Annotated in this window: 19 protein-coding genes and 2 pseudogenes; 9 read left to right on the top strand and 12 right to left on the bottom strand. The window is 54.1% G+C overall.

Going from position 1 to position 23,577, the window contains the following annotated elements:
- Positions 1 to 84 precede the first annotated feature (84 nt).
- Positions 85 to 801, bottom strand: a complete 717-nt coding sequence (locus tag HALO_RS08765; protein ID WP_050713335.1) for a hypothetical protein — start codon at positions 799 to 801, stop codon at positions 85 to 87.
- A gap of 386 nt (positions 802 to 1,187) precedes the next feature.
- Between HALO_RS08765 and HALO_RS08760 the strand changes: the two are divergent.
- Together HALO_RS08760 and HALO_RS08755 are read left to right on the top strand one after the other, a co-directional pair.
- Positions 1,188 to 2,192: pseudogene (locus HALO_RS08760) on the top strand (IS1380 family transposase); the annotation flags it as partial.
- Positions 2,193 to 2,381: 189 nt separating this feature from the next.
- Positions 2,382 to 2,984 (top strand): exopolysaccharide biosynthesis protein, encoded by a 603-nt coding sequence (locus tag HALO_RS08755; protein ID WP_050713334.1) that lies wholly within the window; start codon positions 2,382 to 2,384, stop codon positions 2,982 to 2,984.
- Positions 2,985 to 3,235: 251 nt separating this feature from the next.
- Here the strand turns inward: HALO_RS08755 and corA are convergent, their stop codons facing one another.
- From corA to HALO_RS08740, 3 genes are read right to left on the bottom strand one after another with little or no spacing between them, the layout of a single operon-like run.
- Positions 3,236 to 4,189: a magnesium/cobalt transporter CorA gene (corA, locus tag HALO_RS08750; RefSeq protein WP_023006440.1), complete on the bottom strand. Its 954-nt coding sequence runs from the start codon at positions 4,187 to 4,189 to the stop codon at positions 3,236 to 3,238.
- Positions 4,189 to 5,286 (bottom strand): FAD:protein FMN transferase, encoded by a 1,098-nt coding sequence (locus tag HALO_RS08745; protein ID WP_197671990.1) that lies wholly within the window; start codon positions 5,284 to 5,286, stop codon positions 4,189 to 4,191. The genes corA and HALO_RS08745 overlap by 1 nt, the downstream gene beginning before the upstream one ends.
- A gap of 8 nt (positions 5,287 to 5,294) precedes the next feature.
- The gene (locus HALO_RS08740; RefSeq protein ID WP_023006435.1) at positions 5,295 to 6,095 is read right to left on the bottom strand and encodes an undecaprenyl-diphosphate phosphatase; all 801 of its coding nucleotides are present in this window, start codon (positions 6,093 to 6,095) and stop codon (positions 5,295 to 5,297) included.
- 373 nt (positions 6,096 to 6,468) lie between these two features.
- On the opposite strand from HALO_RS08740, the pseudogene HALO_RS08730 reads away from it, so the two are divergent.
- The 4 genes and pseudogenes from HALO_RS08730 (at position 6,469) to HALO_RS23340 (ending at position 10,321) form a co-directional block, all read left to right on the top strand.
- Positions 6,469 to 7,787: pseudogene (locus HALO_RS08730) on the top strand (IS1380 family transposase).
- A gap of 225 nt (positions 7,788 to 8,012) precedes the next feature.
- Entirely contained in the window at positions 8,013 to 9,374 is a 1,362-nt protein-coding gene (locus tag HALO_RS08725) for an IS1380 family transposase (protein WP_050713332.1), read from the top strand.
- A 282-nt stretch (positions 9,375 to 9,656) separates the two neighbouring features.
- Complete coding sequence (locus HALO_RS08720) at positions 9,657 to 10,007, top strand: hypothetical protein (RefSeq protein WP_050713331.1); 351 nt, start codon at positions 9,657 to 9,659, stop codon at positions 10,005 to 10,007.
- Between the two features lie 14 nt (positions 10,008 to 10,021).
- Positions 10,022 to 10,321, top strand: coding sequence for an MbcA/ParS/Xre antitoxin family protein (locus HALO_RS23340; RefSeq protein ID WP_197671989.1), 300 nt, complete (start codon positions 10,022 to 10,024; stop codon positions 10,319 to 10,321).
- A gap of 160 nt (positions 10,322 to 10,481) precedes the next feature.
- On the opposite strand, the gene HALO_RS08710 is transcribed toward HALO_RS23340, so the two are convergent.
- The 8 genes from HALO_RS08710 to HALO_RS08675 form a co-directional block, all read right to left on the bottom strand.
- Positions 10,482 to 11,069 carry a hypothetical protein gene (locus HALO_RS08710; RefSeq protein WP_050713330.1) on the bottom strand — a complete coding sequence of 196 codons (588 nt, stop codon included), beginning with the start codon at positions 11,067 to 11,069 and terminating at the stop codon, positions 10,482 to 10,484.
- Entirely contained in the window at positions 11,062 to 11,493 is a 432-nt protein-coding gene (locus HALO_RS08705) for a hypothetical protein (RefSeq protein WP_050713329.1), read from the bottom strand. The genes HALO_RS08710 and HALO_RS08705 overlap by 8 nt, the downstream gene beginning before the upstream one ends.
- A gap of 276 nt (positions 11,494 to 11,769) precedes the next feature.
- Positions 11,770 to 12,267 carry a Mov34/MPN/PAD-1 family protein gene (locus HALO_RS08700; RefSeq protein WP_050713328.1) on the bottom strand — a complete coding sequence of 166 codons (498 nt, stop codon included), beginning with the start codon at positions 12,265 to 12,267 and terminating at the stop codon, positions 11,770 to 11,772.
- A gap of 2 nt (positions 12,268 to 12,269) precedes the next feature.
- Positions 12,270 to 13,859, bottom strand: a complete 1,590-nt coding sequence (locus tag HALO_RS08695) for a ThiF family adenylyltransferase (RefSeq protein WP_269449326.1) — start codon at positions 13,857 to 13,859, stop codon at positions 12,270 to 12,272.
- A gap of 114 nt (positions 13,860 to 13,973) precedes the next feature.
- The gene (locus tag HALO_RS08690) at positions 13,974 to 15,029 is read right to left on the bottom strand and encodes a cyclic GMP-AMP synthase DncV-like nucleotidyltransferase (protein ID WP_050713326.1); all 1,056 of its coding nucleotides are present in this window, start codon (positions 15,027 to 15,029) and stop codon (positions 13,974 to 13,976) included.
- On the bottom strand, positions 15,026 to 16,117 hold the full coding sequence (locus HALO_RS08685; RefSeq protein ID WP_050713325.1) for a CBASS cGAMP-activated phospholipase: 1,092 nt from the start codon (positions 16,115 to 16,117) through the stop codon (positions 15,026 to 15,028). The genes HALO_RS08690 and HALO_RS08685 overlap by 4 nt, the downstream gene beginning before the upstream one ends.
- A 142-nt stretch (positions 16,118 to 16,259) precedes the next feature.
- Positions 16,260 to 16,898, bottom strand: coding sequence for a hypothetical protein (locus HALO_RS23335; protein WP_050713324.1), 639 nt, complete (start codon positions 16,896 to 16,898; stop codon positions 16,260 to 16,262).
- A gap of 429 nt (positions 16,899 to 17,327) precedes the next feature.
- Positions 17,328 to 17,546: a hypothetical protein gene (locus tag HALO_RS08675; RefSeq protein ID WP_050713323.1), complete on the bottom strand. Its 219-nt coding sequence runs from the start codon at positions 17,544 to 17,546 to the stop codon at positions 17,328 to 17,330.
- 216 nt (positions 17,547 to 17,762) lie between these two features.
- Between HALO_RS08675 and hsdR the strand changes: the two genes are divergently transcribed.
- From hsdR to HALO_RS08660, 3 genes are all read left to right on the top strand, one after another.
- Complete coding sequence (gene hsdR / locus HALO_RS08670) at positions 17,763 to 20,213, top strand: EcoAI/FtnUII family type I restriction enzme subunit R (protein WP_050713322.1); 2,451 nt, start codon at positions 17,763 to 17,765, stop codon at positions 20,211 to 20,213.
- Between the two features lie 86 nt (positions 20,214 to 20,299).
- A complete protein-coding gene (locus HALO_RS08665; RefSeq protein ID WP_050713321.1) occupies positions 20,300 to 21,781 on the top strand; it encodes a type I restriction-modification system subunit M in 1,482 nt (493 codons plus the stop codon).
- A complete protein-coding gene (locus HALO_RS08660; protein ID WP_050713320.1) occupies positions 21,778 to 23,526 on the top strand; it encodes a restriction endonuclease subunit S in 1,749 nt (582 codons plus the stop codon). The genes HALO_RS08665 and HALO_RS08660 overlap by 4 nt, the downstream gene beginning before the upstream one ends.
- Positions 23,527 to 23,577 lie beyond the last annotated feature (51 nt).

The raw sequence follows: 23,577 nt of genomic DNA, 5'->3' as shown, positions 1-23,577 counted from the left end.
GTCCAAATTACAGATTGTCCCTCCAACGCCTCCACCACTTCGAGGAAATAGGCTTTATCTACTGCCGACAGAGGATAAGGCGCCTTAAACGTCAACAATGACCCCGTGATACATTTCATCATCCAACCCAATACACTCGACCTTGACTCGGTTCCATAGCCGATTTTCAATATTGCGAGTAATTTGGCTCTCAGACATAAGAACGGTCTTTACATCCAAAAAACCATCAACTTCCTGTCGACGGTCAATATGCACTAACAGGCGCCCATCTTTCCGTTCGCACGAGTTTGTGTAGTGATTGGTAGGGATATACCGCAGAGAATATTTATAGCCACCTTCGATAAAGACTTTTCCCACATTGCGTATTTCATGCTCAATATACGCTTCACTACGCACGATGGAAGTTGGTATCGAGAGAACGACTTTAATGCTCCCCGCCTCTTTGTCCTTATGAATAAACATAAGGACGTATTCATCAATCCAATCTAGATTGACCCCATCATTATCGCTGTAAGACTTTAAGCATCTTTTAAGATCGGCGACAGTGGTGACGTTCGAATAAGAAGGTCCTTTCAGCGTTAACACAAGAATATTGGCTTCGCCCATGTATTCTATTGAATTGTCTATTGAATGGGCCAGAAACATAAACGCTTCAGTGGGGTACTCTGTGATTCCCTTTCTAAAACGTCCGGCGATTTTTTTCCGGATGCCTGCAGAGGATTCAAAGAATACCACCCACACAATGATTGCGACGAAGGGGGCTATGCCTAAAGGCAATATAAGAATAGTATTTCCGTACATTACAATACCTCACCAAACACCATCTTATTTCCACCAGCCCTTTGGCCACATCTTGTCCGGTTCACTATCCGTCTAGGCACTCAACACGCCATTCTTCAAGTATATCATGACGAATGGGGGTTCCCAGCAGGTGATGGCCACTCAACAGCGTTGTCACCGCTAAAAAACGGTTTCAAATCACTTATTTTTCGTATGCCCATCGTGGCTGCCTCTCATTAATATCAGCAATTTTTTGTGATTCACTTTCTTGAGAAATACTCACTCGTACTATCTTGTGCGGTAGCCTAAATAATACCTGAATCCGTGAGACCGGCCCCCGGAAGCACTTCTAACCCACTGACCTGCATGGCAATATAGCCATTATCGCCATTCACCCAGACAGTGCCATGCCCAACATAAAGTTCCGCGCCAGTTGCCGCACCCTCACCAGCCACGCCGGGCTGTCCATCATCGGGCAATGCTTCGAGATCGCTGGCGTCGACAGCATCGACAGCCGCTTCCCCACCACGCTGGGCATGCGCACCAGTGACGTGATCAAGAGCTACCTGGGCCTGCTGTGTCTGGGCATGAGCGACTATGACGCTGTCGAGAACTTCCGCCGCGACAAGCCCTTCCAACAACTGCTGACCCTGCAGAAGGTGCCGAGCGCGGCGACGCTGCGACAGCGGCTGGAAAAACTTGCCGCCAACGACCTGCAGGCGCGCACCGCCACCTGGTCCACGACCCTGCTGTCACTGATCGAAGCACCGATCACCGCCGAGACGACGCACGTCTGCCTGGACATCGACACCTTCGTCATGGACAACAGCAACTCGAAGAAGGAAGGCGTCTCGCGGACCTACCAGAAGGTCGATGGCTACACCCCGATCGCCGCCTATCTGGGCAACGAAGGGTGGTGCCTGGGTCTGGAACTGCGGCCTGGCAAGCAGCACACCATGAAGGAGAGCAACGCCTTCCTGGAGCGGGTACTGCCTCGCGCCCAATGCCTGACCAAGCAACCGATCCTGTTACGCGAGGACAGCGGCTTCGACAGCCAGGCGCACCTGGCGCTTCTCGAACAGCAACGCCAGGTCTTTGCCGACGAGGGGCGCCGGCTCGACTATGTCGTCAAATGGAACCCGCGTGGCTCGGCCACGGCTGATCGAGATACCTGGCTGGCGGTGGCGGCGGACTACTGGGAAGAGCTGCGTCCTGGCAAGCGCCAGGCGCTGTGGACGCAGACCGTCTCGATCCACGACGACAACAAGACCGAATACGTCGTCCAACGCGTGATGCGCCTGGTAGAGCGCACCGCCGATGGCGATGGCCAGTTGCTGCTCGAACCGGACTATGAGTTGGAAGGCTGGTGGMCCAGCCTGGACGAGGCGCCGGAGGCGGTGATCAAACGCTACCATGACCGATCACGACAAGGTCGAGATCGTCAGCATGGAAAATTCCGCTTTGGCTCGTATTGATTATTGTAGGATTCAGCGGTCTAATTGACAGTGTGCTTCTCTAAGCGGGGCAAGAGTGGGAGAAGCGACTGACCACGCCTAGTAAGCCTAAAGGCCTAACCTTTACGAGACGGGAACCATTTCGCCATGAGCGGTGACAACTCAAGCCTGGCTTCTGCATTGCGTGTTCTGCCTGACCGTTTGCCAGCTGGGCGTCCGACGCTGAATGATATCCTGAGCGCTCTGGGGGATCGTGGACTTGGGCTCGTTCTATTAATTTTTTCGATCCCAGCCATTATTCCGACACCAGGCATTCCAGCTGGCATGATATTCGGCTCGGCGCTTGCGCTGCTCGGTGGGCAAATGGTGGTCGGTGCAAAGCGTGTCCGCTTGCCGTCTTTCATCGCTCAGCGGCGTATTGGGCAAGAAGTGCTGCGCCAAGTCTTCCAGCGCGCTACGCCACTTATAGATAAGCTAGAACGCCGCCTGAGCATCCGTCTGGCCGGGCTGATGTCCCCTTTGGCCATGCGAGTTATCGGAGGGGTTATTGTTGTTATGGCGTTACTGATTGCATTGCCCATCCCATTTGGAAATMCCTTGCCTGGCTTGGCGATTCTGGCTCTATCGCTAGGCCTCGCGAGGCAAGATGGGATTGCAGTATTGGTTGGTATGAGCCTTGCGGTATTGGCTAGTGGTGTCTCTGTAGCACTGTTACACGGCAGCCTGAGGTTGTTCGATATGATTCACTGATGCGTGCGTAATATTCAATACCACCAAGCACAAGCAGAAGGCGCCGCAGACCAAGGTGTCCCCCGTTCCTAGGCAAGGCCACCATGACCTACAACAGGGGTTTCCCCGAGTCGAGAAGAACTGCGGCGTCGATCTATCAACCTTCTAGGGAGATTAAGTCTTTGGTGGATCAGAATGGATCGTCAACCATTTAATCAGGATACCCAGTTTAAATTCTTTAACGATTTTCACCTACGGCTCGCTTCCTTCCATCAGAGCCATCCTTTACGTTTAAAGTACCAATACGGTGCGATGCCTGACATAACCATCAGCCCCAGTGCCCAGGGATAGCCGAGCAACCACTTCAATTCCGGCATGTAGTCAAAATTCATTCCATAGATGCTGGCAACGAGAGTAGGCGGCAGGAACACTACGGCAGCAATCGAGAAAGTCTTGATGATTTGGTTTTGTTCGATATTAATAAAGCCCTGAGTCGACTCCATCAGAAAGTTGATTTTATCGAACAGAAAAGTGGTATGGGACATGAGAGTCTCGATATCGCGCATAATCTCACGTAGGCTTTCCGACTGCTCCGGTTGGGTTTTTAGATGACGCAGCAAAAACGAAATATCCCGTTGGGTGTCCATGAGGCAAAGGCGGATTTTTCCGTTGCTGTCCTCCAGGCGGGCCAGTTTGCCGATGGCGTCTTCCAACTCCGACTCCTCGTCCTCTAGAACCATATAACTGATCTTTTCCAGTTGGCGATGCAGATCTTCCAGAGCATCGGCATGGTTCTCCACTTTCTGCTCCAACAGCGTGACCAACAGGTCTTGTGGGGATTGCACTTCCACCTGTCCCTTGTGCGCTCTCATACGTAGCAGGCGGAAATCGGCCAAATCTCCTTCACGAATGGTGATCAAGCAATTTTTTTGAAGGATACAGGCAACGGATACGGTTGTGTGGCGACCCTCGCTTTGGGCGAGAAACAGTGAGTGGACGTGGATACCGGCCTGGTCCACGAAGCAGCGGGCCGAGGTTTCAATCTCTTCCACTTCATCCGGTTCGGGCAACTCGGTGCACAGCATGTGTTGCAAGAGAGCACGTTCGTCTTCATCCGGCTCGTGGGCATCAATCCAGTCGGCTTGGATCAGATGGCTACCCAACTCCTCGAGGGGGCATTTAATTTCGTGGATCAGGCCGTTTTCAATTTTAAACAATCTCAACATCAGTGGATCTCTATTGTTTTCAGTGATTGCCAGCGATAGGTTGCGGCTTCTTCGAACTGGTTATTGTGTGTAGTGATGAACAAGGCGGCGATACCATTATCATCCGCGGCCGGCATACCGGATTCCCGTCCCAGGCAGAGAAGGGCCGTGGACCAGGCGTCCGCTAGGGTTGGATTGTCATTGATGACAGTGACAGTGACCGAGACCGTGTTGTGAGTGACCGGTTTGCCCGTGCGGGCATCCAGGACATGGCTGTAGCGCTTGCCCTGTTCATCGAAGTAATGGCGGTAGGTGCCCGACGTCATAACGGAAACTGGGGCATCCTGACGGATGGTGAGGGCTTTTTGCACCGAATGACCACCGGGCAGAGGCCTCTTGACGCCAATACGCCAGGAAGAACTGTCCGGCTTATGCCCCCGGGTTTGCAGCTCTCCGCCAATCTCCACGAGATAGTTCTGTATCCCAGCAGCTTCCACTACGGTGGCAACCCGACCAACGCTGTAGCCTTGAGCAATGGAGGAAATATCCACATGAATCTGCGGGTCGGTTTTGCGCAGTTGGGTGGGTGTCGGGGTTTCTAGTTTGCTAAAACCGACGTGTTGTAGCTGCTGCATCAGGGTAGCCGGATCCGGTGGTGTCAGCGTTTGGCCCGAGAATCCCCAAAGATCAAACAATGGTTTGATGGTCAGGTCATAGCACCCCTGGCTGGCTTGACTGACCTGCTTTGCGGCTTCTACCAGTTCGACGATCTCGGAGCCGTCATCAATCGGAGCGGTAGTCTCCGTGGCGTTAAAACGTTCAATATCTGAATCCGGTTTGTAGTTCGACAACGAGCGATCCAGGCGATTGAATTCAGCATCGATCCGTTGCTGGAGCGCGTTAACGTCCACGCCTTCAGATTGCCAGACGCTGACATGCCAAGTAGTGCCCTGAGCGGCACCACTCAGCTTATGCACCTGATTGTCGAATGAATCACATCCTGATAGCACCGAAGCGATGGCAAACACTACAGGCCATTTAAGCCTCATGCTGACCAATCTGGAGGCTTTCCCAGCTATTGTGCCAAGCCCCTGAATAGCCACTGAAACAATTACCATCGTACTCCTTATCTCATCAGAACCCAGTAAATCAGGGCAGCCAGCCCCAGGCGATAGACCACATAGGGCCACATCCCAAAGCGGTTGAGCCATTTCAGAAAAAAGTGGATGGCTGTTAGCGCCATAGCGAAGGAGGTCAGTCCGCCCACTAGGAACGCGATCCAATCCACTGCAATATCACCAGTGGCCACCTCCAGCAATTTGGCGGAAGCGGCCAGCGCGGTAATGGGAATGGCCAGAAGGAAGGAAAAGCGAGCTGCTGCCTCTCGACTGAGGCCTAACATCAACCCAGCAGTGATGGTCACACCCGAACGGGAGGTGCCGGGAACGAGTGACAGTGCTTGGGCTGCACCGACTAACAGCACATCTCTCCAGGTCAATGTGGTGATCTTCCGGCTCTGTTTGGGACACCAATCCGCCCAGCCCAGCAACAAGCCAAAAATTAACGTGGTGAAAAAGATGATCGCGACAGAACGCAGTTGGGTGTCAATCAGATCCAGCAAGAGCAAACCGGCCAGTGCAGCTGGAACGGTGCCGATAACCAGGTAGCCTGCCATCAGGCCTTGTCCGATAAAGCGTCGCTGAATCAGCGAAGTAACGCTGTCCTTGGTCAAATCTCCAACATCGCGACGAAAATACAACATCACGGCGAGTAAAGTGCCCACATGTACCGCTAAGTCAAAAGCGACACCTTGGTCAGCCCAGCCAACCAACACCGGAGCCAGAATCAGATGCGCGGAGCTGGAAATCGGCAAAAATTCAGTGATGCCCTGAATGATGCCCAACCAGAAGGCCTGAACTACTTCCATCAAACCTCCCACGCCAATGTTTCGTCATGGCAAGCGGGAATGTGGGGCCAAAGTTTTCTTTGTCTCATAGGGATTGCGTTTCCTTTTTGTTGATGAAATAAGTGCCTTTGGGCAGCACGTGTTTGTAAGGCAATAATGAGTTGTGTGCCAGTGTGTCGTCGTCCACCGTTTCGCCTTGGKTTTTCAGTTCGTCCACGATGTTGCTGTTGCTGGAGATTTTCCAGTACTGGATGCACCCTAAACTTAATCCTGAATCCGTGAGACCGGCCCCCGGAAGCACTTCTAACCTGGATATTGCATAGGACATGAAAAAGGCGGCTGAAAATCGGTTATAATTCAAGCTCCTACACAAGAACCAACCGCCTCAGCCGCCATGACAAAATGTACCACGCCGTCCGCTTCCTTTCCACGCTGCAAAGGCCGTCAGGTCATCGCCCGTTTCGATGGCGGTGATCTCACTTCCGACGGCGGTATCCTGCTGCTGCGGCAGCTCGATCGCGAGATGGGCCTGACCCGCGCCGTCGCTCGCCGGCTCAGCGACGAGCGCGACGCTCAGCGCTGCCTGCATCGCACCGAAACCCTGGTCCGGCAGCGCGTGTTCGGCCTGGCGCTGGGCTATGAGGATCTCAATGACCACCAGGCCCTGCGTCACGATATCGCCCTGCAGACCGCCGTCGATACCGATGGCGTGCTGGCCAGTCAGTCCACCTTGTGCCGCTTCGAGCAGCAAGCCGACCGGGACTGGGCGATCACCATCCACGAAGAGATGATCGAGCAGTTCATCCGCTCGTTCCGGCGGCCACCCAAGAAACCGCTCTACCTCGACTTCGATGCCACCGACGATCGGGTGCATGGCCAGCAGCTCGGGCGGCACTTCAMCGGCTACTACAACCACTACATCTTCCTGCCGCTGTTCGTATTCTGTGGCGMCCAGCTGCTGGTCAGCTATCTGCGTCCGGCCTCGCTGGATGCCGCTCACCACGCCGGTGCCATCCTCGCCCTGTTGGTCCGGCGGCTGCGCCAGGCGTGGCCTGAGGKGAAGATCGTCTTCCGAGGCGACAGCGGCTTCTGCCGTCCACTGATCCTCAACTGGTGTGACCGCCACGGCGTCGATTACATCATCGGCCTCGCCGGCAACAAGCGCTTGGCCAAGCTGGCTCTGAACATCGACTACGCGTCGGCCATCCGCTTCGAGAAGACCTGGGAGAAGGAGCGTGTCTTCGGCTTCATCGAGTACGCTGCCAAGAGCTGGAAGGAGCGTCGACGAAAGGTCATCGTCAAGTCCGAGACCAGCCGGCGTGGCTTCAACACCCGCTATGTGGTCACCAGCCTGCGCGGCTGCAGCGCCGAGTGGCTCTATGACCACCGCTACTGTGCTCGGGGCGAGAKGGAGAACCGTATCAAGGAGCAGCAGTTCCTGTTCTCCGMCCGCACCAGCTGCCACGAATGGTGGCCCAACCAGTACCGACTGCTGCTGTCGGGTTGGCCTACCTGCTGCTGGAGCGGCTGCGCCGGGTCTACCTCAAGCGCACCGCCTTCGCCCAGGCCCAGGTCAACACCCTCCGCCTGAAGCTGCTGAAGATCGGCGCTGTCATCACCCGCAACACGCGCACGATTCGGCTGATGTTGAGCAGCCAGTACCCGGAGCAGGACCTCTTCCTGAAGCTGGCCAGCAAGCTGGTGCCGGGATAGCGCCGCGGCGTGCTGTCCCCGGCACAGAAAACACATGGGGGTAGGGGGAAATGCGCCTTGAGCTCAGGAAATTGATCAATATATAGCCAACTTCCAGCTCTGGGCGGCATCATCGCCACCAAACCTGGCATTTGGGTGCTGCTGACCAACCCGATGCAACATCCGGGCTAACCCACTGACCTGCATGGCAATATAGCCATTATCGCCATTCACCCAGACAGTGCCATGCCCAACATAAAGTTCCGCGCCAGTCGCCGCACCCTCACCAGCCACGCCGGGCTGTCCATCATCGGGCAATGCTTCGAGATCGCTGGCGTCGACAGCATCGACAGCCGCTTCCCCACCACGCTGGGCATGCGCACCAGTGACGTGATCAAGAGCTACCTGGGCCTGCTGTGTCTGGGCATGAGCGACTATGACGCTGTCGAGAACTTCCGCCGCGACAAGCCCTTCCAACAACTGCTGACCCTGCAGAAGGTGCCGAGCGCGGCGACGCTGCGACAGCGGCTGGAGAAACTTGCCGCCAACGACCTGCAGGCGCGCACCGCCACCTGGTCCACGACCCTGCTGTCACTGATCGAAGCACCGATCACCGCCGAGACGACGCACGTCTGCCTGGACATCGACACCTTCGTCATGGACAACAGCAACTCGAAGAAGGAAGGCGTCTCGCGGACCTACCAGAAGGTCGATGGCTACACCCCGATCGCCGCCTATCTGGGCAACGAAGGGTGGTGCCTGGGTCTGGAACTGCGGCCTGGCAAGCAGCACACCATGAAGGAGAGCAACGCCTTCCTGGAGCGGGTACTGCCTCGCGCCCAATGCTTGACCAAGCAACCGATCCTGTTACGCGAGGACAGCGGCTTCGACAGCCAGGCGCACCTGGCGCTTCTCGAACAGCAACGCCAGGTCTTTGCCGACGAGGGGCGCCGGCTCGACTATGTCGTCAAATGGAACCCGCGTGGCTCGGCCACGGCTGATCGAGATACCTGGCTGGCGGTGGCGGCGGACTACTGGGAAGAGCTGCGTCCTGGCAAGCGCCAGGCGCTGTGGTCGCAGACCGTCTCGATCCACGACGACAACAAGACCGAATACGTCGTCCAACGCGTGATGCGCCTGGTAGAGCGCACCGCCGATCGCGATGGCCAGTTGCTGCTCGAACCGGACTATGAGTTGGAAGGCTGGTGGACCAGCCTGGACGAGGCGCCGGAGGCGGTGATCAAACGCTACCAGGCGCATGCCACCCATGAGCAGTTTCACAGCGAGATCAAGACCGATCTCGACCTGGAGCGCTTGCCGTCCGGCAAGTTCGCCACCAACGATCTGATCCTGCATCTCGCCCAGTTGGCCTACAACATCCTGCGCCTGATGGGACAGCTGGGCATGACCGGCGAGCTGAGCCCGGTTCGCCACCCGGCCAAGCGGCGCCGGCTGCGCACCGTGCTACAAGAGCTGGTGCACCGTGCGGCTCTCGTGATTCACAAGGCACGGCAGATCATCCTCGACTTCGGGCAGGATATCGGGCGCATGACGGTGCTCAAGACGCTGCGGAGCCGACTGCGTTATCCACGAGGAACGCCATGCTGACCGTCAATCGGCGACACTCTATCCACAAGCAGTTCCAAGCGACACGCGATCGCCAGATATGTCGTGCCTGGCGGGTGGAAAGGCATGACAAAACGGGCCGTCAGCACCGATCAGCACGGTGGGTTTTGGCAATAACGGGCTTGCGAAAGCCAACTTGCACGGGGCGAATGATCAAAAAGTGCTCGCTGGCGGTGATAGGGAAAGTGTCGGCGCCGGCTTCACGGATTCAGGTAATATTCACTCATCGCTGAAAAAAAGATTAAGGCAGGAGAATAGCCATAGATGCGACACGAAAACATTCTTGCAGCCTTTGGCGGCGGCCTGGAACTGAACCAAGCGATACAGTGCACCCGTGACTCGCTCAACCAGCAGTGGGAACCTTCAAAGCTAGTTATAACAACTGACAGCGAAGCAATCACTCTGGCGCTTGAAGAACGACATTCGATAGGAAAGGTAGTTCGTGAGATACTAGAAGCACGCTTATCGGTTCTAGAAAGCGAAACCGAACAGCCGAAAGATCATGAGAAAGACTGGAAGTATGCTGCATTCTTAAGCAAAGAAGGCGCCTGTCAGGATGGCGATCATGCGCTTGCTGACTACGCAATGGCGGCTCCGTCGCTCTTTAATCATTGAGGTAGGCTATCGAAGTGGCACCTATTGAACCTAAACAGAAAAATCTTGAAGCTATTCCTGTCCCATCAAGCACATCAGGTAAAAACGAGCAAGCAATCGAGCTGGATCAAAAGCTTGAGCGACTGAGTAGAATCGCACACATCAGCATGCTAACTCTAGATGTGTGGGAGGACACAGATGCCGCTATTTCCTGGTTGTCGCGACCTAACCAGTCGTTGAACGGCCAAATTCCCTTGGTACTTTGCGAGACTGAATCAGGTAAGAAACAAGTGCAGCGCGTTTTACATGCTCTGGAGTGGGGCAGCCCTCCATGATTTATTGTTTAGCATGGACATCTTGTGTGCGGCAAATAACGGCTAAAAATGGTCTTGTAGGTGTCACTGTTATAGCGCCTGGACTCAGGTGTGTGAGGCGCCACCCTTTTTTGCGTCAGCAAAATTGGGTGGCGCGTCAAACATCACCTGTTTCGATTTGCTAGATTTTGCCGGCACGGCGCATAGTGTACTGACCATTTGTTGACCTGTCGGTGAAATAATTGCCGCGAAGCACGTCATGTGATTCTTGGCTGACCTTGAGAATTGCTGCTCCTATGTGAGGATCCTGCTTCTTTGCCGCACCAGCAGTGCTCACGTTTCTGTAGATGTAATACAAGCCAGGACGCGAAGATTGGGCATCTTTATGGGGAGTGACMATCAATGTCTCAGACTCTGATTCGTCCGAAGACAATTCGATACTTACCTTCAAAAGACTCTGTTTGATGAAGGCAGTCGCAGTCTTCTCGCCAGATTTGTCACCCCAGTTCCAATGAATATCAACCGTCCACTTACCGTTGAGATCGGGGAAGACCCAGTCATTTAGCTTAGGAATACACCGCCACACTGCCTTCCACCCGCCTATTGCTATGCAGAGCAGTACTAGATTCAGAATGGCCACGCCTTTTAAAGCCGTTTCAAATGATGCGACCCCAGATGCTCCAATCAGTAAGGAAATTATCAGCACAATAGCCGCGTAAAGACCGGATATCCAAGCGATCAACTGTGTTATTGGTAGTAGATTAATCAACGGGCAGACCACCTTCAAAAACCAAGATTCCGTCTCTTTCGCTCAGAAGGCCAGTGCACACAACTCCCTCGATTAACGACCCTAATCTAGCTGCCATGTACCGAGAACCTACGTTTACATTACCAATAAGCTCTCGACATTCTGCAGCAGGAAAAGGTGCGAAATACTGATTTCGCTGTATCAAATGCCACTGTCCAGAAACGATTTGGAATCCATCATGACAAGGCTGGCTGTAAAAGCTGCATTCGGCAATCTGTTCGGCAAGATCCTGTTGGGCAGGCAAATTTGCATCAGTACAAAGTGAAACAATAGGCAGACGCTCTAAGTCTGCCGTTACAACAACTCCAACGCCGCAGAACTCCTCGTTTGGGATTGAGTCACGGACTCTCAGCAGCAGGCTTCTTAATCGTTTGGGTGGGGTCATCGATAATCCTTCATAAGAAATCTAGCGGCTGCACGCAGCGGTAGGTTTATGGGCAGTATTGAAACAAACCAGCCCGACTGACGCCACTGGTTAGGCATCCTGCAAGCGGACGCCAAATCGAGCCTCACTTTAAAGCCTTTTGACGTCGGTAAGCGTGTTCGAGGTTCTACGTTTGCTAAGCTGAAACTTTTAATCAAGATTTCAGCATGATCAACTCACTTCAGCGTGTCGTGCTCCCTGCGCCCTCATATCAAACCGTAGCTGCTAGGCATTGTCTTAAACGATCCTTACCCAATCGTCTACGACCTCCCAGCGCTTTGGAGCGTCTCCCGAGGATGTGTATACGGCCACACCCTTTGCTCCATCATCGGTGCCTTGGATCACCATCACCATGCAGCTCAATCTGAAATCTGATCGTTGCACCATTTTGGATATAGTGCTGAGATCTTCGGTTGATGCCGTAGGATGGGCCTGAGGGTGGGTATGCCAGTCACCACAGTAGTAAAGCCCTCGTTCCCGCTGCTTCTCAATCTCTCGTTGGGCGCAGTCTGGTTTGGATCGATAGCCGAAGCGTTTACGCAAGTCACCCAGGTAAGGACCGGTGGCCACCTTGATCTCTAATGTTCCGTCCTTCAGATGTCCAAAGAGTTGCCCACCAGCTTCTAGCTTCCAGAGCCGGTTCTGTATGTACTTAGCCATATAATCCAGCGCACTTTTCCTCAGCACGATGTGCTGAGCAGAGGTAGGCAGATGCGCCCTAATAATTGGTTCCATCGTCATGGCTCCCAAGCCCTTGAGATTTCACAATGGCTCCGATCAAAAAGCTCAGATGGTACTCCGCCGCGCTCGATTACTATGTCTCTATTACCCAACCACATTCGATTCGTCGATTGTGGAACCTTGCCCAATATGACATCAATTATGAGGCGTTGGGCCATTAACACCGTGCTGGACATGTCGACTGCATCGTAGGGATGGAATGTTACCCCGCAGCCAGCCTCACCTAATACGACATTTTTCTGGCTCCAACCGTGTGTTAGCCGACCGAAGTAAAAGCCATCGGCATCCAGACCCTCGCTGAAACGATCTCGGCCAATCAAGGCTACCGCATGGCCCGCGAGTGCGAATTCTTCGGTCCACGTCCAAACACGGGTAGGCGGGTGTTCTATAGTGTCAATCCAGTGGTCTATTGCTAGTTCCGCTGGCAGGTCGAGTCCAGCCAACACCAAAACGTCACATTGGGCCAAACCTTCAAGATCTCCGGGCTTCAAATTTTGAAAAGCTCTGGTATGCGGCTGCACATCCCGAATATGGGGAAAGTCCCTTCGGATCTGTGCAGACATAGCGTCAGCTTTTCGCCATCCGAGCCACTCACTACCAAGCACATGTCGGCCAAGGTTTTGCGGCCTGATTTCGTCGAAGTCCACTAGGGTTAGGGAATCAACACCTGCTTGAGCAAGGCCGCGTGCGAGGAATCCGCCGATGGCACCACATCCAACAATTCCTACTGAGGCTGTCCGCAGGCGATCAAGGGTTATGTTTGAGTCACGACCATGCACCCAGAACGGGTCAATTCTCTCAATCGACAGGGGCACAATAGCCTTGGCGAAGAATGTGTTCGCAACAAAACGTGCAGGTCGTGGACTTGACTCGCGAAACCCCTTCTTCAGAAAATTCGCGCTTGCGCCGCTGATGCTTGCAGCTGCAAACATCGGTGCCCCATTTATCATGAAACCCATGACTAACGGCAATTCATATCCAGCACGCACGTGACGTTCAATGTGCTCACGCCCCACCAACTTGATAATGTCTCGCCCCTTGACGGGATACTGGTCGGGTGTAGGAATCTGCGCCGGCCAGACAACACGGGTGGTTAGCAGGGCTTCAGCTTTTATTCCAGCATTTTTGAGCCACGAAGAAAGTTCACTAGGGTCATCAGCAAAGATGATTTGTCCAGTCCTCGCTGAGTGATAGTAGATATCGCGGTCATTCGAACGAGGTGAGAGAAGCGCATAGCAGTGAGGCTCCTTGGGGCCAATCTGCTGCGACCAGTACGAGAGAAACTCACGACGAAATTCTATGGTACGTGCTTCCGAGTCCATGGCTAGTACGTCTACGGCGTGCTGAAGCATTGTCAGCACTCGTTGGCCCACGTGAGCGGAGTATTTGGTGGTCGTCAAGCACAGCACACCATCTCGCTCTATATGAGGCCAGTACAGCGCGTTGTCCATGACTGCCTGAGGAGCAACTACCCGCGGCTCAGAAAGGGGAAAGGCATCATCAATAGTGAGGAAAACGTAGTCGACAGACGGGTGCTGTAGATAGCCCTTCGGTAGGTCTACTCGCCAGGTAGCCGCGCAGTGCAGCCGCCTCGGAATAAGACACTGCTCACCATCGCGTATACGCCGCCAGCCACCAGGACTTGCGAACTTTAGTGCGGCTTCAATAGCTCGCGCTTGTTTTGACTGGAAGTTCAGAGCTTAGCTCCCCCAACCGTAACGCCCATTGCCGTCATCGCGGGTATCCGTCTTGCTCTCCGTCGCTACGAAGAAGGTCTTAGCGTCGGTGCCTGAATTACGTGGGTCAGGTAGATTGCCAAAATAGGTGGTATTAAACACGCGGTCCCATGCATCCCGCGCTTCGTTGCGGGTACAGTCATCTTTCTCAAGTGTTGCCAAAATTTCGAGAGCATCGGAAAGGCAGTTCCGGAAAAAAGTCACCTTCCCATCACCTTCCTTGGCCAGTTCAGTTTCATTTACCGGGTGTTCGACCTTCGTAGATGTCGCCAAGCGGGAGTTGATCACCTTCCAAGTTTCGAGCAATGCTTGGTCGTCTCGGTTCTTGAAGGGCCTGAACTCGTCCACTACAAGTCTGGTGAGGGTAATTCCACTAGTAGTCTTGTTTTTCCACTCTTTGCGGCTTCTAGCAAAAGCTTTAGTTAGGCGAACAACATGCCTCATCTGTAATCCATCAACACCATGTTCACCATTCAGTTGGCTGATGGCATTCCTAAACCACTGGGTGACTGCGCGAGCATCAGAGACCTGCCACATGTCGCCGCTAGCCAGCTCGTATATTTCCTTCTCGTTATCCATGCCTTCATTCTGGACCTGGATCCGATAGACCGGCACATCGATGTGATAGCCGGCCCGATACTCTTGGCGAACACAGTTATTATGAACCTCAGCAGGACTCGCAAATCTAAGATCGTATGATAATGCGTCGCACACTCTTTGACGCGCCTGTAATGGCGTCAAATCAACGCCGTCGCCATTTTTCAGGTCATTGGGAAGAAAGTACACGCCATCGTCGATATCGTAGTCGCAATCCTCATCCTGGATCATGGTCCTCATCTGATAAGAGCCTTGCGAACAGACTATTTTGGGTTGAGCATGACCGTTATCATTCAATCCATTCTTTAGGCGGGTGCGGCCGTTATCGCGCCTTTCCCTCATATCCTTACGATCCTTGTCACGAAGTGTGACTTTTTCGCCATGATACTTTGACATCTCACTGCTGCAATCGAAAACCCTCATTTCATTTCCTTACCTCGTTGAACTGCGTACCCTTCTGAAAGGGCAGCACGAAAAGCCTCCAGCTTCGAGCTCGGCTCATTAGATTTTGCCCAAGCGAAATCGACATCAGATACGGCCTGCCGCCGCAACGCGTTGRGCACAACAGGTCTTGCGTCGTCCATATTCTTTAGGTAAGCCAGCAGTTGCTCGGATGGACATTGGGCGGGCAATCTGTATGCAAAGTTGTCTGGTCCGCGAACAGTTGTAATCTTGTTGCTGATGTAGTCGTAACCGACCGCCTGTGCATTGAGGCTGGTCTCGATGGCGCGCAATCCGCCCTTCCAGCCGAAAGCACCACGGTAGCGCTGAGCGTCAGAAATCTCCTCACCCCCTTGGGCCGGCAGCGATCCCAGCATGAAAAGGTGGATAGGACGCTCAGTTTGCCCAGTGCTTGCCAGAATCTCGCTAGCCTCAATCGCGCCTAAAGCCCCCGGGTTATTAGCCCACAATCCACCGTCTGTATAGACGACTCTCGCTCCGCTGCCAGGCTCTTGGAGTTCAGCCAGTGCGCGTAGAATCGGCGCCGCGCTGGTTGCCATGCATGCATCGACCAACGTGCGTTGGTCATCTCGACCGTTCAATCGTTCAAGGTGACGGGTCTTAAAGACTACTGCAGCGTGGCGCGCCATATCGATAGCAGGGATGGCCAACCGGATGCCGCGCTTTTCCTGGATATTTAAGAATGTGGTTTCACCCAAAGTTGCTTGGAGGGCCTCTCTTAGGGCGTTCTCACCATGCTTCGTGCCGCAGCCTAATGCTCTAATGATTCCCCCGATACAGGGCCACGTCCTTAGCCGTTGATAAGGAAATATCTGAGACCCGTGCTCGGCGTAAAGAGCTTCCACATCCTTTAAAGGCCTTCCCGCGGCCAATGCGCATGCGACAATCCCCCCCGTGCTCGTCCCCACGATCAGATCAAAACAGCGGCCGATATCAACAGGGGGCTGATCCACCCCAGAAACATGGCTGGCAAAGTGATTGAGGTAGGCGGCTTGATATATGCCGCGCATTCCTCCCCCGTCTAGGCAAAGCACTCTAAAAGGCGCCATAGTTCTCCCAAATTTTAAGTCCCCGAGTGGGGCAGTCATCACAACCTTTAATCCCAGAAGCTTGGCCAATTTTCAGAGAACAGCCCAACGCCGGCCCGAGAGAAGATCGAGCTCAATGTCCGCTCAGGGTCTATATCAGCCATTAGCCTGTCCCTGTATCCATTTGCAACACAAGCTCATAAACCCGCGTAGGATCTTCCTCGATACACAGGTTGGGGCTGTTGCCATTTAGCTTAGGGTGCGACGTTTTCATCCATCGTCTTGCTTGTACTTCTCCCATCGCTTTGACGGCGGCGTCCCATATATCTTCCCTGCCAGGTGCCTCAATGATTTCTCTACCGACCTGCCCCATGTGCTGCCATGCCTGTATATCGTCAGGTTCGGGGGCATTGGGGTCACACTGATCAAGCAAAATATTGAGCCGGGATGGCCTGAGGGTTGAGGCATTCACCGTGTCTTCGTTTTCTCGCGAAAGGGTCTCTCGTAGCCACGCGTCCACAGCGTTGCAGACACGATCATTGTCAACTTTTGGTACCACTGAGCCGCTGCTGCCAGACTGTTGGATGAACAGGTGTTCAGGAATAGGGACTGCGCGCCCACCACGCAGATACGCCACAATCTCACCGCTCATATCGGGCAGATAGGCGTTATCGCTTTGCAAGCACTCTAGCGCTTGCCGAAAGGTTTCTAGCGGCTGTGAGAAGCGGTCACGCAGATCGAACGCCCGGTACGCAAAGATGCGTTCTAGCGGATCGTGCTGGGGAGTGTGGTCTGATGGCATCCTGCTCTCCACTGGCAACTTTTATTATCTAATCCACCTTAGCACTTAATGACTAACTTGGGCATTCTTCAGCTGATTTAATGATGCGTGTCATCACTGCAGCTGAGGCAAGTGCCTTGTTGGCCAGTGTTCTGTTTGGCAGCGCAGGATCACATTATCCCCAATTATCTTTTTTGGATAATTGGGGATAATCGTTATTAATTAGTTATTTAATGCACTTTTATGATGAGTATAGCTGTAGTGCCTCTCCGGCTAGCATAGTTCCCTTTGTACCCGTATATTGGCTGGGTGAGCTCTGAGACCTGTTAGCGAAAGCTTCCCCTCGGAGACAGACGAAACGGCGATTATCTTGGCAGCCTCAGGGTGATCGCTTCTTTTTTTACCATGTATGTCTACCGCACAGCGGGCAATTCTTCCCTGCGGGGAGATTTACGGCTTATTGTCTATGTCGTTCCCTAGCTCCTTTGCAGTGGGTGTAGCCAGTGAATCCGCATGGGCGGTTTCGGGTGTCAGGTTATCAAGTAGAGCGGCTTCCCAATCTTCAATACCCACGGGATCAAACGGCTGGTCGTAGTACTGTACAGAGTCTTTGAGCTTTGACAGCGGGTTCTTTTGAAGACGCTTCCCTCGTTTTTGTTGATCGCCCATCGCAACAGCCTCTTTGCTTCATATCAGCTTTAGTTTCGAAATGTACTTGTTTTGAGCCATGGCATACCACATTGGTCACAGTATCAACGGTCACTTGTTTGATACTCTGCACCTTACCTTACCCCGCATTTAACCTAGCACAGGATGCTTAATTCGACTGAGTATCGTAAGCTTTGGGTAATCAATGCCCAGCCCGCCAGACGAGTAGGATTTGCCATGGATAAGAAGGCCCTCAGCGAACGCGATATTTGCACTAAGTTCATTACCCCGGCCCTGGTGCAGGCGGGGTGGGATATCCAAACGCAAATTCGTGAAGAGGTGACCTTTACCGCYGGGCGGATTATCGTGCGCGGGCGGCTGCATACCCGGGGTAAAAAGCGTCGGGCTGATTACCTACTGAGCTTCCAGAAAAACCAGCCGATTGCGGTGATAGAAGCCAAGGATAACAAGCACAGCCTGGGCGATGGTATGCAGCAGGCGTTGGCCTATAGCGATGCGCTGGATGTGCCTTTTGTGTTTTCAAGCAATGGCGATGGTTTTCTGCTCCACGACCGCACGGGGCTTGGCCGGCAAACTGAAACCACGCTGACGTTGGCCGAGTTTCCGTCTCCTGATGAGTTATGGGAGCGCTACTGCCAGTACAAAGGCATTCAGCAGGCTGCCCGCCCAGTGGTGGAGCAGCCCTATTACGATGACGGCAGTGGCCGAAGCCCGCGTTATTACCAGCGCATTGCCATCAACCGCGCTGTCGAAGCCGTTGCGCGGGGGCAGAACCGTATTCTGCTAGTGATGGCCACCGGCACCGGCAAGACCTTTACCGCGTTTCAGATCATCTGGAGGCTGTGGAAATCGCGCCAGAAGAAGCGAATCCTGTTCCTCGCTGACCGCAATATCCTGGTCGACCAAACCAAGAACAACGACTTCAAACCTTTCGGCCAGGCGATGACTAAGGTCACCAACCGCACGGTAGATACCTCTTACGAAATCTATCTCTCGCTGTATCAGGCGGTGACCGGCAGCGAAGAAGAGCAGAACATCTACAAGCAGTTCTCGCCAGACTTCTTCGATCTAATTGTGATCGACGAGTGCCACCGAGGCAGCGCGGCGGAAGACTCCGCCTGGCGCAAAATTCTGGATTATTTCAGCGCAGCAACGCATATCGGTTTAACCGCCACGCCCAAAGAAACCAAGGAAGTCTCCAACATAGATTACTTCGGCGCGCCGCTGTATACCTACTCGCTCAAGCAGGGCATCGAGGATGGTTTTCTGGCGCCTTACAAAGTGGTGCGGGTAGATATCGACAAGGATCTGCAAGGTTGGCGGCCCAGCAAGGGCCAGCGGGATAAGCTTGGCCAAGAGATTGAAGACCGCATCTACAACCAGAAGGATTTCGATAAACAGTTGGTGCTCGAAAAACGCACCACCCTGGTAGCCGCCAAGATTACCGAGCTTCTGGAAAGCAGCGACCCTTTCCAGAAAACCATCGTCTTTTGTGAGGACATCGACCACGCCGAGCGTATGCGCCAAGCGCTGGTCAACCTCAACCCTAAGCGGGTAGCCGAGAATCGTAAATACGTGATGCGCATTACCGGCGACGAGCAGGAAGGCAAGGCCGAGCTGGATAACTTCATCAATCCGGAAGAGCGCTACCCGGTGATTGCCACCACCAGCAAGCTGATGACCACAGGCGTGGATGCCCAGACCTGCAAGCTGATTGTGCTCGACCAGCGCATCCAGTCGATGACCGAGTTCAAGCAGATTATCGGCCGGGGCACCCGCATCAACGACGACTACCACAAACACTGGTTCACCATTCTGGATTTCAAGAAAGCTACCGAGCTGTTCGCCGACCCGGATTTCGACGGCGAACCGGTGCAGGTCTACCAGCCTAATGCCGATGATGCCCCCATCGTGCCGGAAGACGAGCAAGACGGCGCATTGGATGAAGAACAGGAAGACCTACAAGCTACAGCAGACACAACCGCAGAAGGCGTCGAAACAGACTGGGCCGAGTACGAGGTAGACGACAACGCCACCTGGGAATCTGACGATGCAGGCGGCTTGGGCACCACCGATGGGCCGGAGCCCCGGCGCAAATATGTGGTGGATGACGTTGAGGTCAGTATTGTTGCCGAACGTGTTCAATACTTGGGGCCGGATGGCAAGCTGATCACCGAAAGTCTGCGTGACTACACCCGCAAGCAGGTGAAAGCCCAGTACGCCTCCCTGGATGCGTTTCTGCGCCGTTGGCAGGATGCCGAGCGCAAGCAGGCTATTCTCGATGAACTGGCCGAGGAAGGCATCTTCTGGGATGCCCTGGTCGCCGAGCTTGGCCAGAAATGGGGGGAAGAGCCCGACCCCTTTGATGTGATCTGCCATATCGCCTTCGACCGCCCACCGCTGACTCGCCGCGAGCGCGCCGAACAGGTCAGAAAGCGCGATATCTTCAACCGCTATGAAGGCCAGGCCCGTCAGGTGCTTGAATCCCTAGTGGATAAATACGCCGATGCGGGCATAGCCCCCATCGAAGACCCCAAGGTGCTGACGCTCTCGCCCTTCAGCCAGCTGGGTGCGCCCATGGAGCTGATCAACGCCTTTGGCGGCAAGCCGGGCTACCAGCGCGCCCTGCATGAACTGGAAGACGCGCTTTACCAGACCCCCGCCTGATACCATTGTCTTTTTGCTGGCGGCCTGCCTGTGCAGGCCGCTATCAACATATCAACAGATAACACGCCAACGGAATACACCTCACCATGTCAATCAGCAGCACCATCAAATCGATTCAGGACATTATGCGTAAAGACGTGGGCGTTGACGGCGACGCCCAGCGAATCGGCCAGCTGGTCTGGCTGCTTTTCCTGAAGATCTTCGATGACCGGGAAACAGAGTGGGAGATGTTCAACGACGACTACCGTTCGCCGATTCCCGAGCCGCTGCGCTGGCGTCACTGGGCCGCTGACCCGGAAGGTATGACCGGCGACGAGCTCAAGGATTTTATCGATAACACCCTTTTCCCCGGCCTGCAGCAGCTACAGCCCCAAGGCGACGATATTCGCGGCGTGGTGATTCGCGATGTGTTCGAGGATGCCTACAACTACATGAAGTCCGGCCAGCTGATGCGCCAGGTGATCAACCGCCTGCAGAGCGGCGTCGACTTCAATAAGTCCGCCGAGCGCCACGAGCTGGGCGAACTCTACGAACAGATCCTCAAAGACCTGCAAAGCGCGGGCAACGCCGGTGAGTTCTACACCCCGCGGGCGGTGACTGAATTTATGGTCAACCGGGTCAACCCCCAGCTGGAAGAAAGCGTGATGGACCCGGCCTGCGGCACCGGCGGGTTTTTAACTTGCACCATTGAGCACAAGCGCCGTCATTACGTGAAAACGCCGCAGGACGAACAGACCCTGCAGAACAGCATTCATGGGGTCGAGAAAAAACCGCTGCCGCACCTGCTGGCCACCACCAATATGATTCTGCACGGTATTGAAGTGCCCAACCAGATCCGCCACGACAACACCCTGGCACGCCCGCTACGCGATTGGGGGCCGAAAGAACGGGTGGATGTGATTGTGGCCAACCCGCCGTTTGGTGGTATGGAAGAAGACGGCATTGAAACCAACTTCCCCAGCGCCTTCCGCACCCGGGAAACCGCTGATCTGTTCATGACGCTGTTTATCCAGCTGCTGAAAAACACCGGCCGCGCCGCCGTGGTGCTGCCGGATGGCTTTCTGTTTGGCGAGGGCATGAAAACCCGCCTCAAGGAAAAGCTGCTGGAGGAGTGCAACCTGCATACCATCGTGCGCCTGCCCAACGGCGTGTTTAACCCCTACACCGGCATCAAGACCAACCTGCTGTTCTTCACCAAGGGCCAGCCGACCGAGAATATCTGGTATTACGAACATCCCTACCCGGAAGGCTACAAGAACTACAGTAAGACCCGCCCGATGAAGTTTGCCGAATTCCAGACAGAGATCGACTGGTGGGGCTCTGACGCCGATGGCTTTGCCAGCCGCGAGGAAACCCACCAGGCCTGGAAGGTCTCGATCGATGAGATCAAGGCGCGCAACTATAACCTGGATATCAAGAACCCCTGGCAGGGCGAAACCATCACCCACGACCCGGAGGAACTGCTGGCCCAGTACCAACAGCAGCAGGCGGAGATTCAGCAGCTACGCGACCAGCTGAAAATCATCCTCGGTGATGCGCTGACCCGCGATGCAGGAGAACAGGTATGAGCGCACATGAACTGATCACCGACCATCTGGATCTATGGACGCAAGCCGTCACCCAGAAATCCACGGCGGGTCGGGGTAGCAACGGCAAGATTGAGCTGACCGGCATCAAGAAGCTACGGGAGCTGATTCTTGAGCTGGCGGTGCGCGGGAAGCTAGTGGAGCAAGACCCGGATGATGAGCCTGCACATCAGTTACTTTCAAAAATTGAGGCGGAAAAGCCTCGTCTAGTGGCAGAGAAAGCGATTAAGAAGCCCAAGAAATTGGAAGCGGACTCAGGCACAGAACCTTACTCACTTCCCTCCTGTTGGTGCTGGGTGAGGTTAGGTGATGTAACCAACTACGGAACAACAGATAAAGCTGAACCTAAGCAGATTGCTAATGACACTTGGGTGCTTGAATTAGAAGATATTGAGAAGGAAAGTTCTAAACTTCTCAGCAAAATTCGCTATACGGAGCGCCAATTCAAAAGTTCGAAAAATCAGTTTAAGCAAGGCGATGTACTTTACGGGAAGCTGCGGCCCTATCTCGATAAAGTGCTCGTTGCGGATGAATCAGGTGTTTGTACCACTGAGATCATTCCTATTCGGGGCTATCTCGGGCTTTTGCCAGAATTTCTTCGGCTAGCACTCAAGTCGCCGAGGTTTAAGCATTACGCTAACGAGTCAACTCATGGTATGAATTTACCTCGGTTAGGAACCGACAAGGCCAGATCGGCTATGATTCCGTTGGCTCCTGAGCAAGAACAACACCGCATCGTCCAGAAAGTCGATGAACTGATGGCCCTCTGCGACCAGCTGGAGCGGCACACCAGCAACCAGCTCGACGCCCACGAAACCCTCGTGGACACTCTGCTTGGCMCCTTAACCCAATCCGAGAACGCCACCGAACTGGCCGACAACTGGGCGCGCCTAGCTGAGCACTTCGATACGCTGTTTACCACCGAACAAAGCATCGACAAGCTCAAGCAGACCATTCTGCAACTGGCGGTGATGGGGCGATTGGTGAAAAAGGATGCGGGGGATGAGTCGGCTACAGACTTTCTTACTCAAATCCATACAAGAAAGGTCGAACTCGCCAACAAAAAAATAATCAAGCGCCCAAGAGAGCTGACTCTACTGAAAGATTCAGAGCATAGTTACATAGCCCCCTCACACTGGGCCTGGACTTCATTTCAGGATGTTGCTGACGAGATATCGACCGGGCCATTTGGCTCCATGATTCATAAGCATGACTATGTTGAAGGTGGAATCCCTTTAATTAATCCTTCACATATGTTCAAAGGTCATATCAAAGAAGATTTATCAGTGAGTGTTTCTCTGGCCAAAGCTGAGGAACTATCTAGCTATAGAGTAGCCAATGGCGACATCGTGATGGCCAGACGAGGAGAAGTTGGACGTTGTGCAGCAGTAACCGACAGGGAGGCTGGATGGCTATGTGGAACAGGCAGTTTCGTTCTGAAATTTCACCCCGCCGTTAATAGGCAGTTCATCTTGTTGCTGTTTTCAACGGATACTGTCAGGAATTATTTGACTGGCAACTCCGTCGGAACAACCATGACGAACTTGAATCACGGTATCTTGAAGAAAATGCCAGTTGCCGTGCCACCTGCCAAAGAACAACACCGCATCGTCCAAAAAGTCGATGAACTTATGGCCATCTGCGACCAACTCAAGGAACGCCTGAACCAGGCTAGCGACACCCGCTGCCAGCTGGCAGGAGCGGTGGTGGAAGACGCATTGAACTGACCAAGCAAGCTGACTCGAAGAGAGCGTGAACCAGAATACGCCAAACGTAAG

This window comes from Halomonas sp. R57-5 (genome assembly GCF_900070345.1).
Classification (GTDB): domain Bacteria; phylum Pseudomonadota; class Gammaproteobacteria; order Pseudomonadales; family Halomonadaceae; genus Vreelandella; species Vreelandella ventosae_B.
This window is presented reverse-complemented; position numbering and strand designations above follow the sequence as displayed.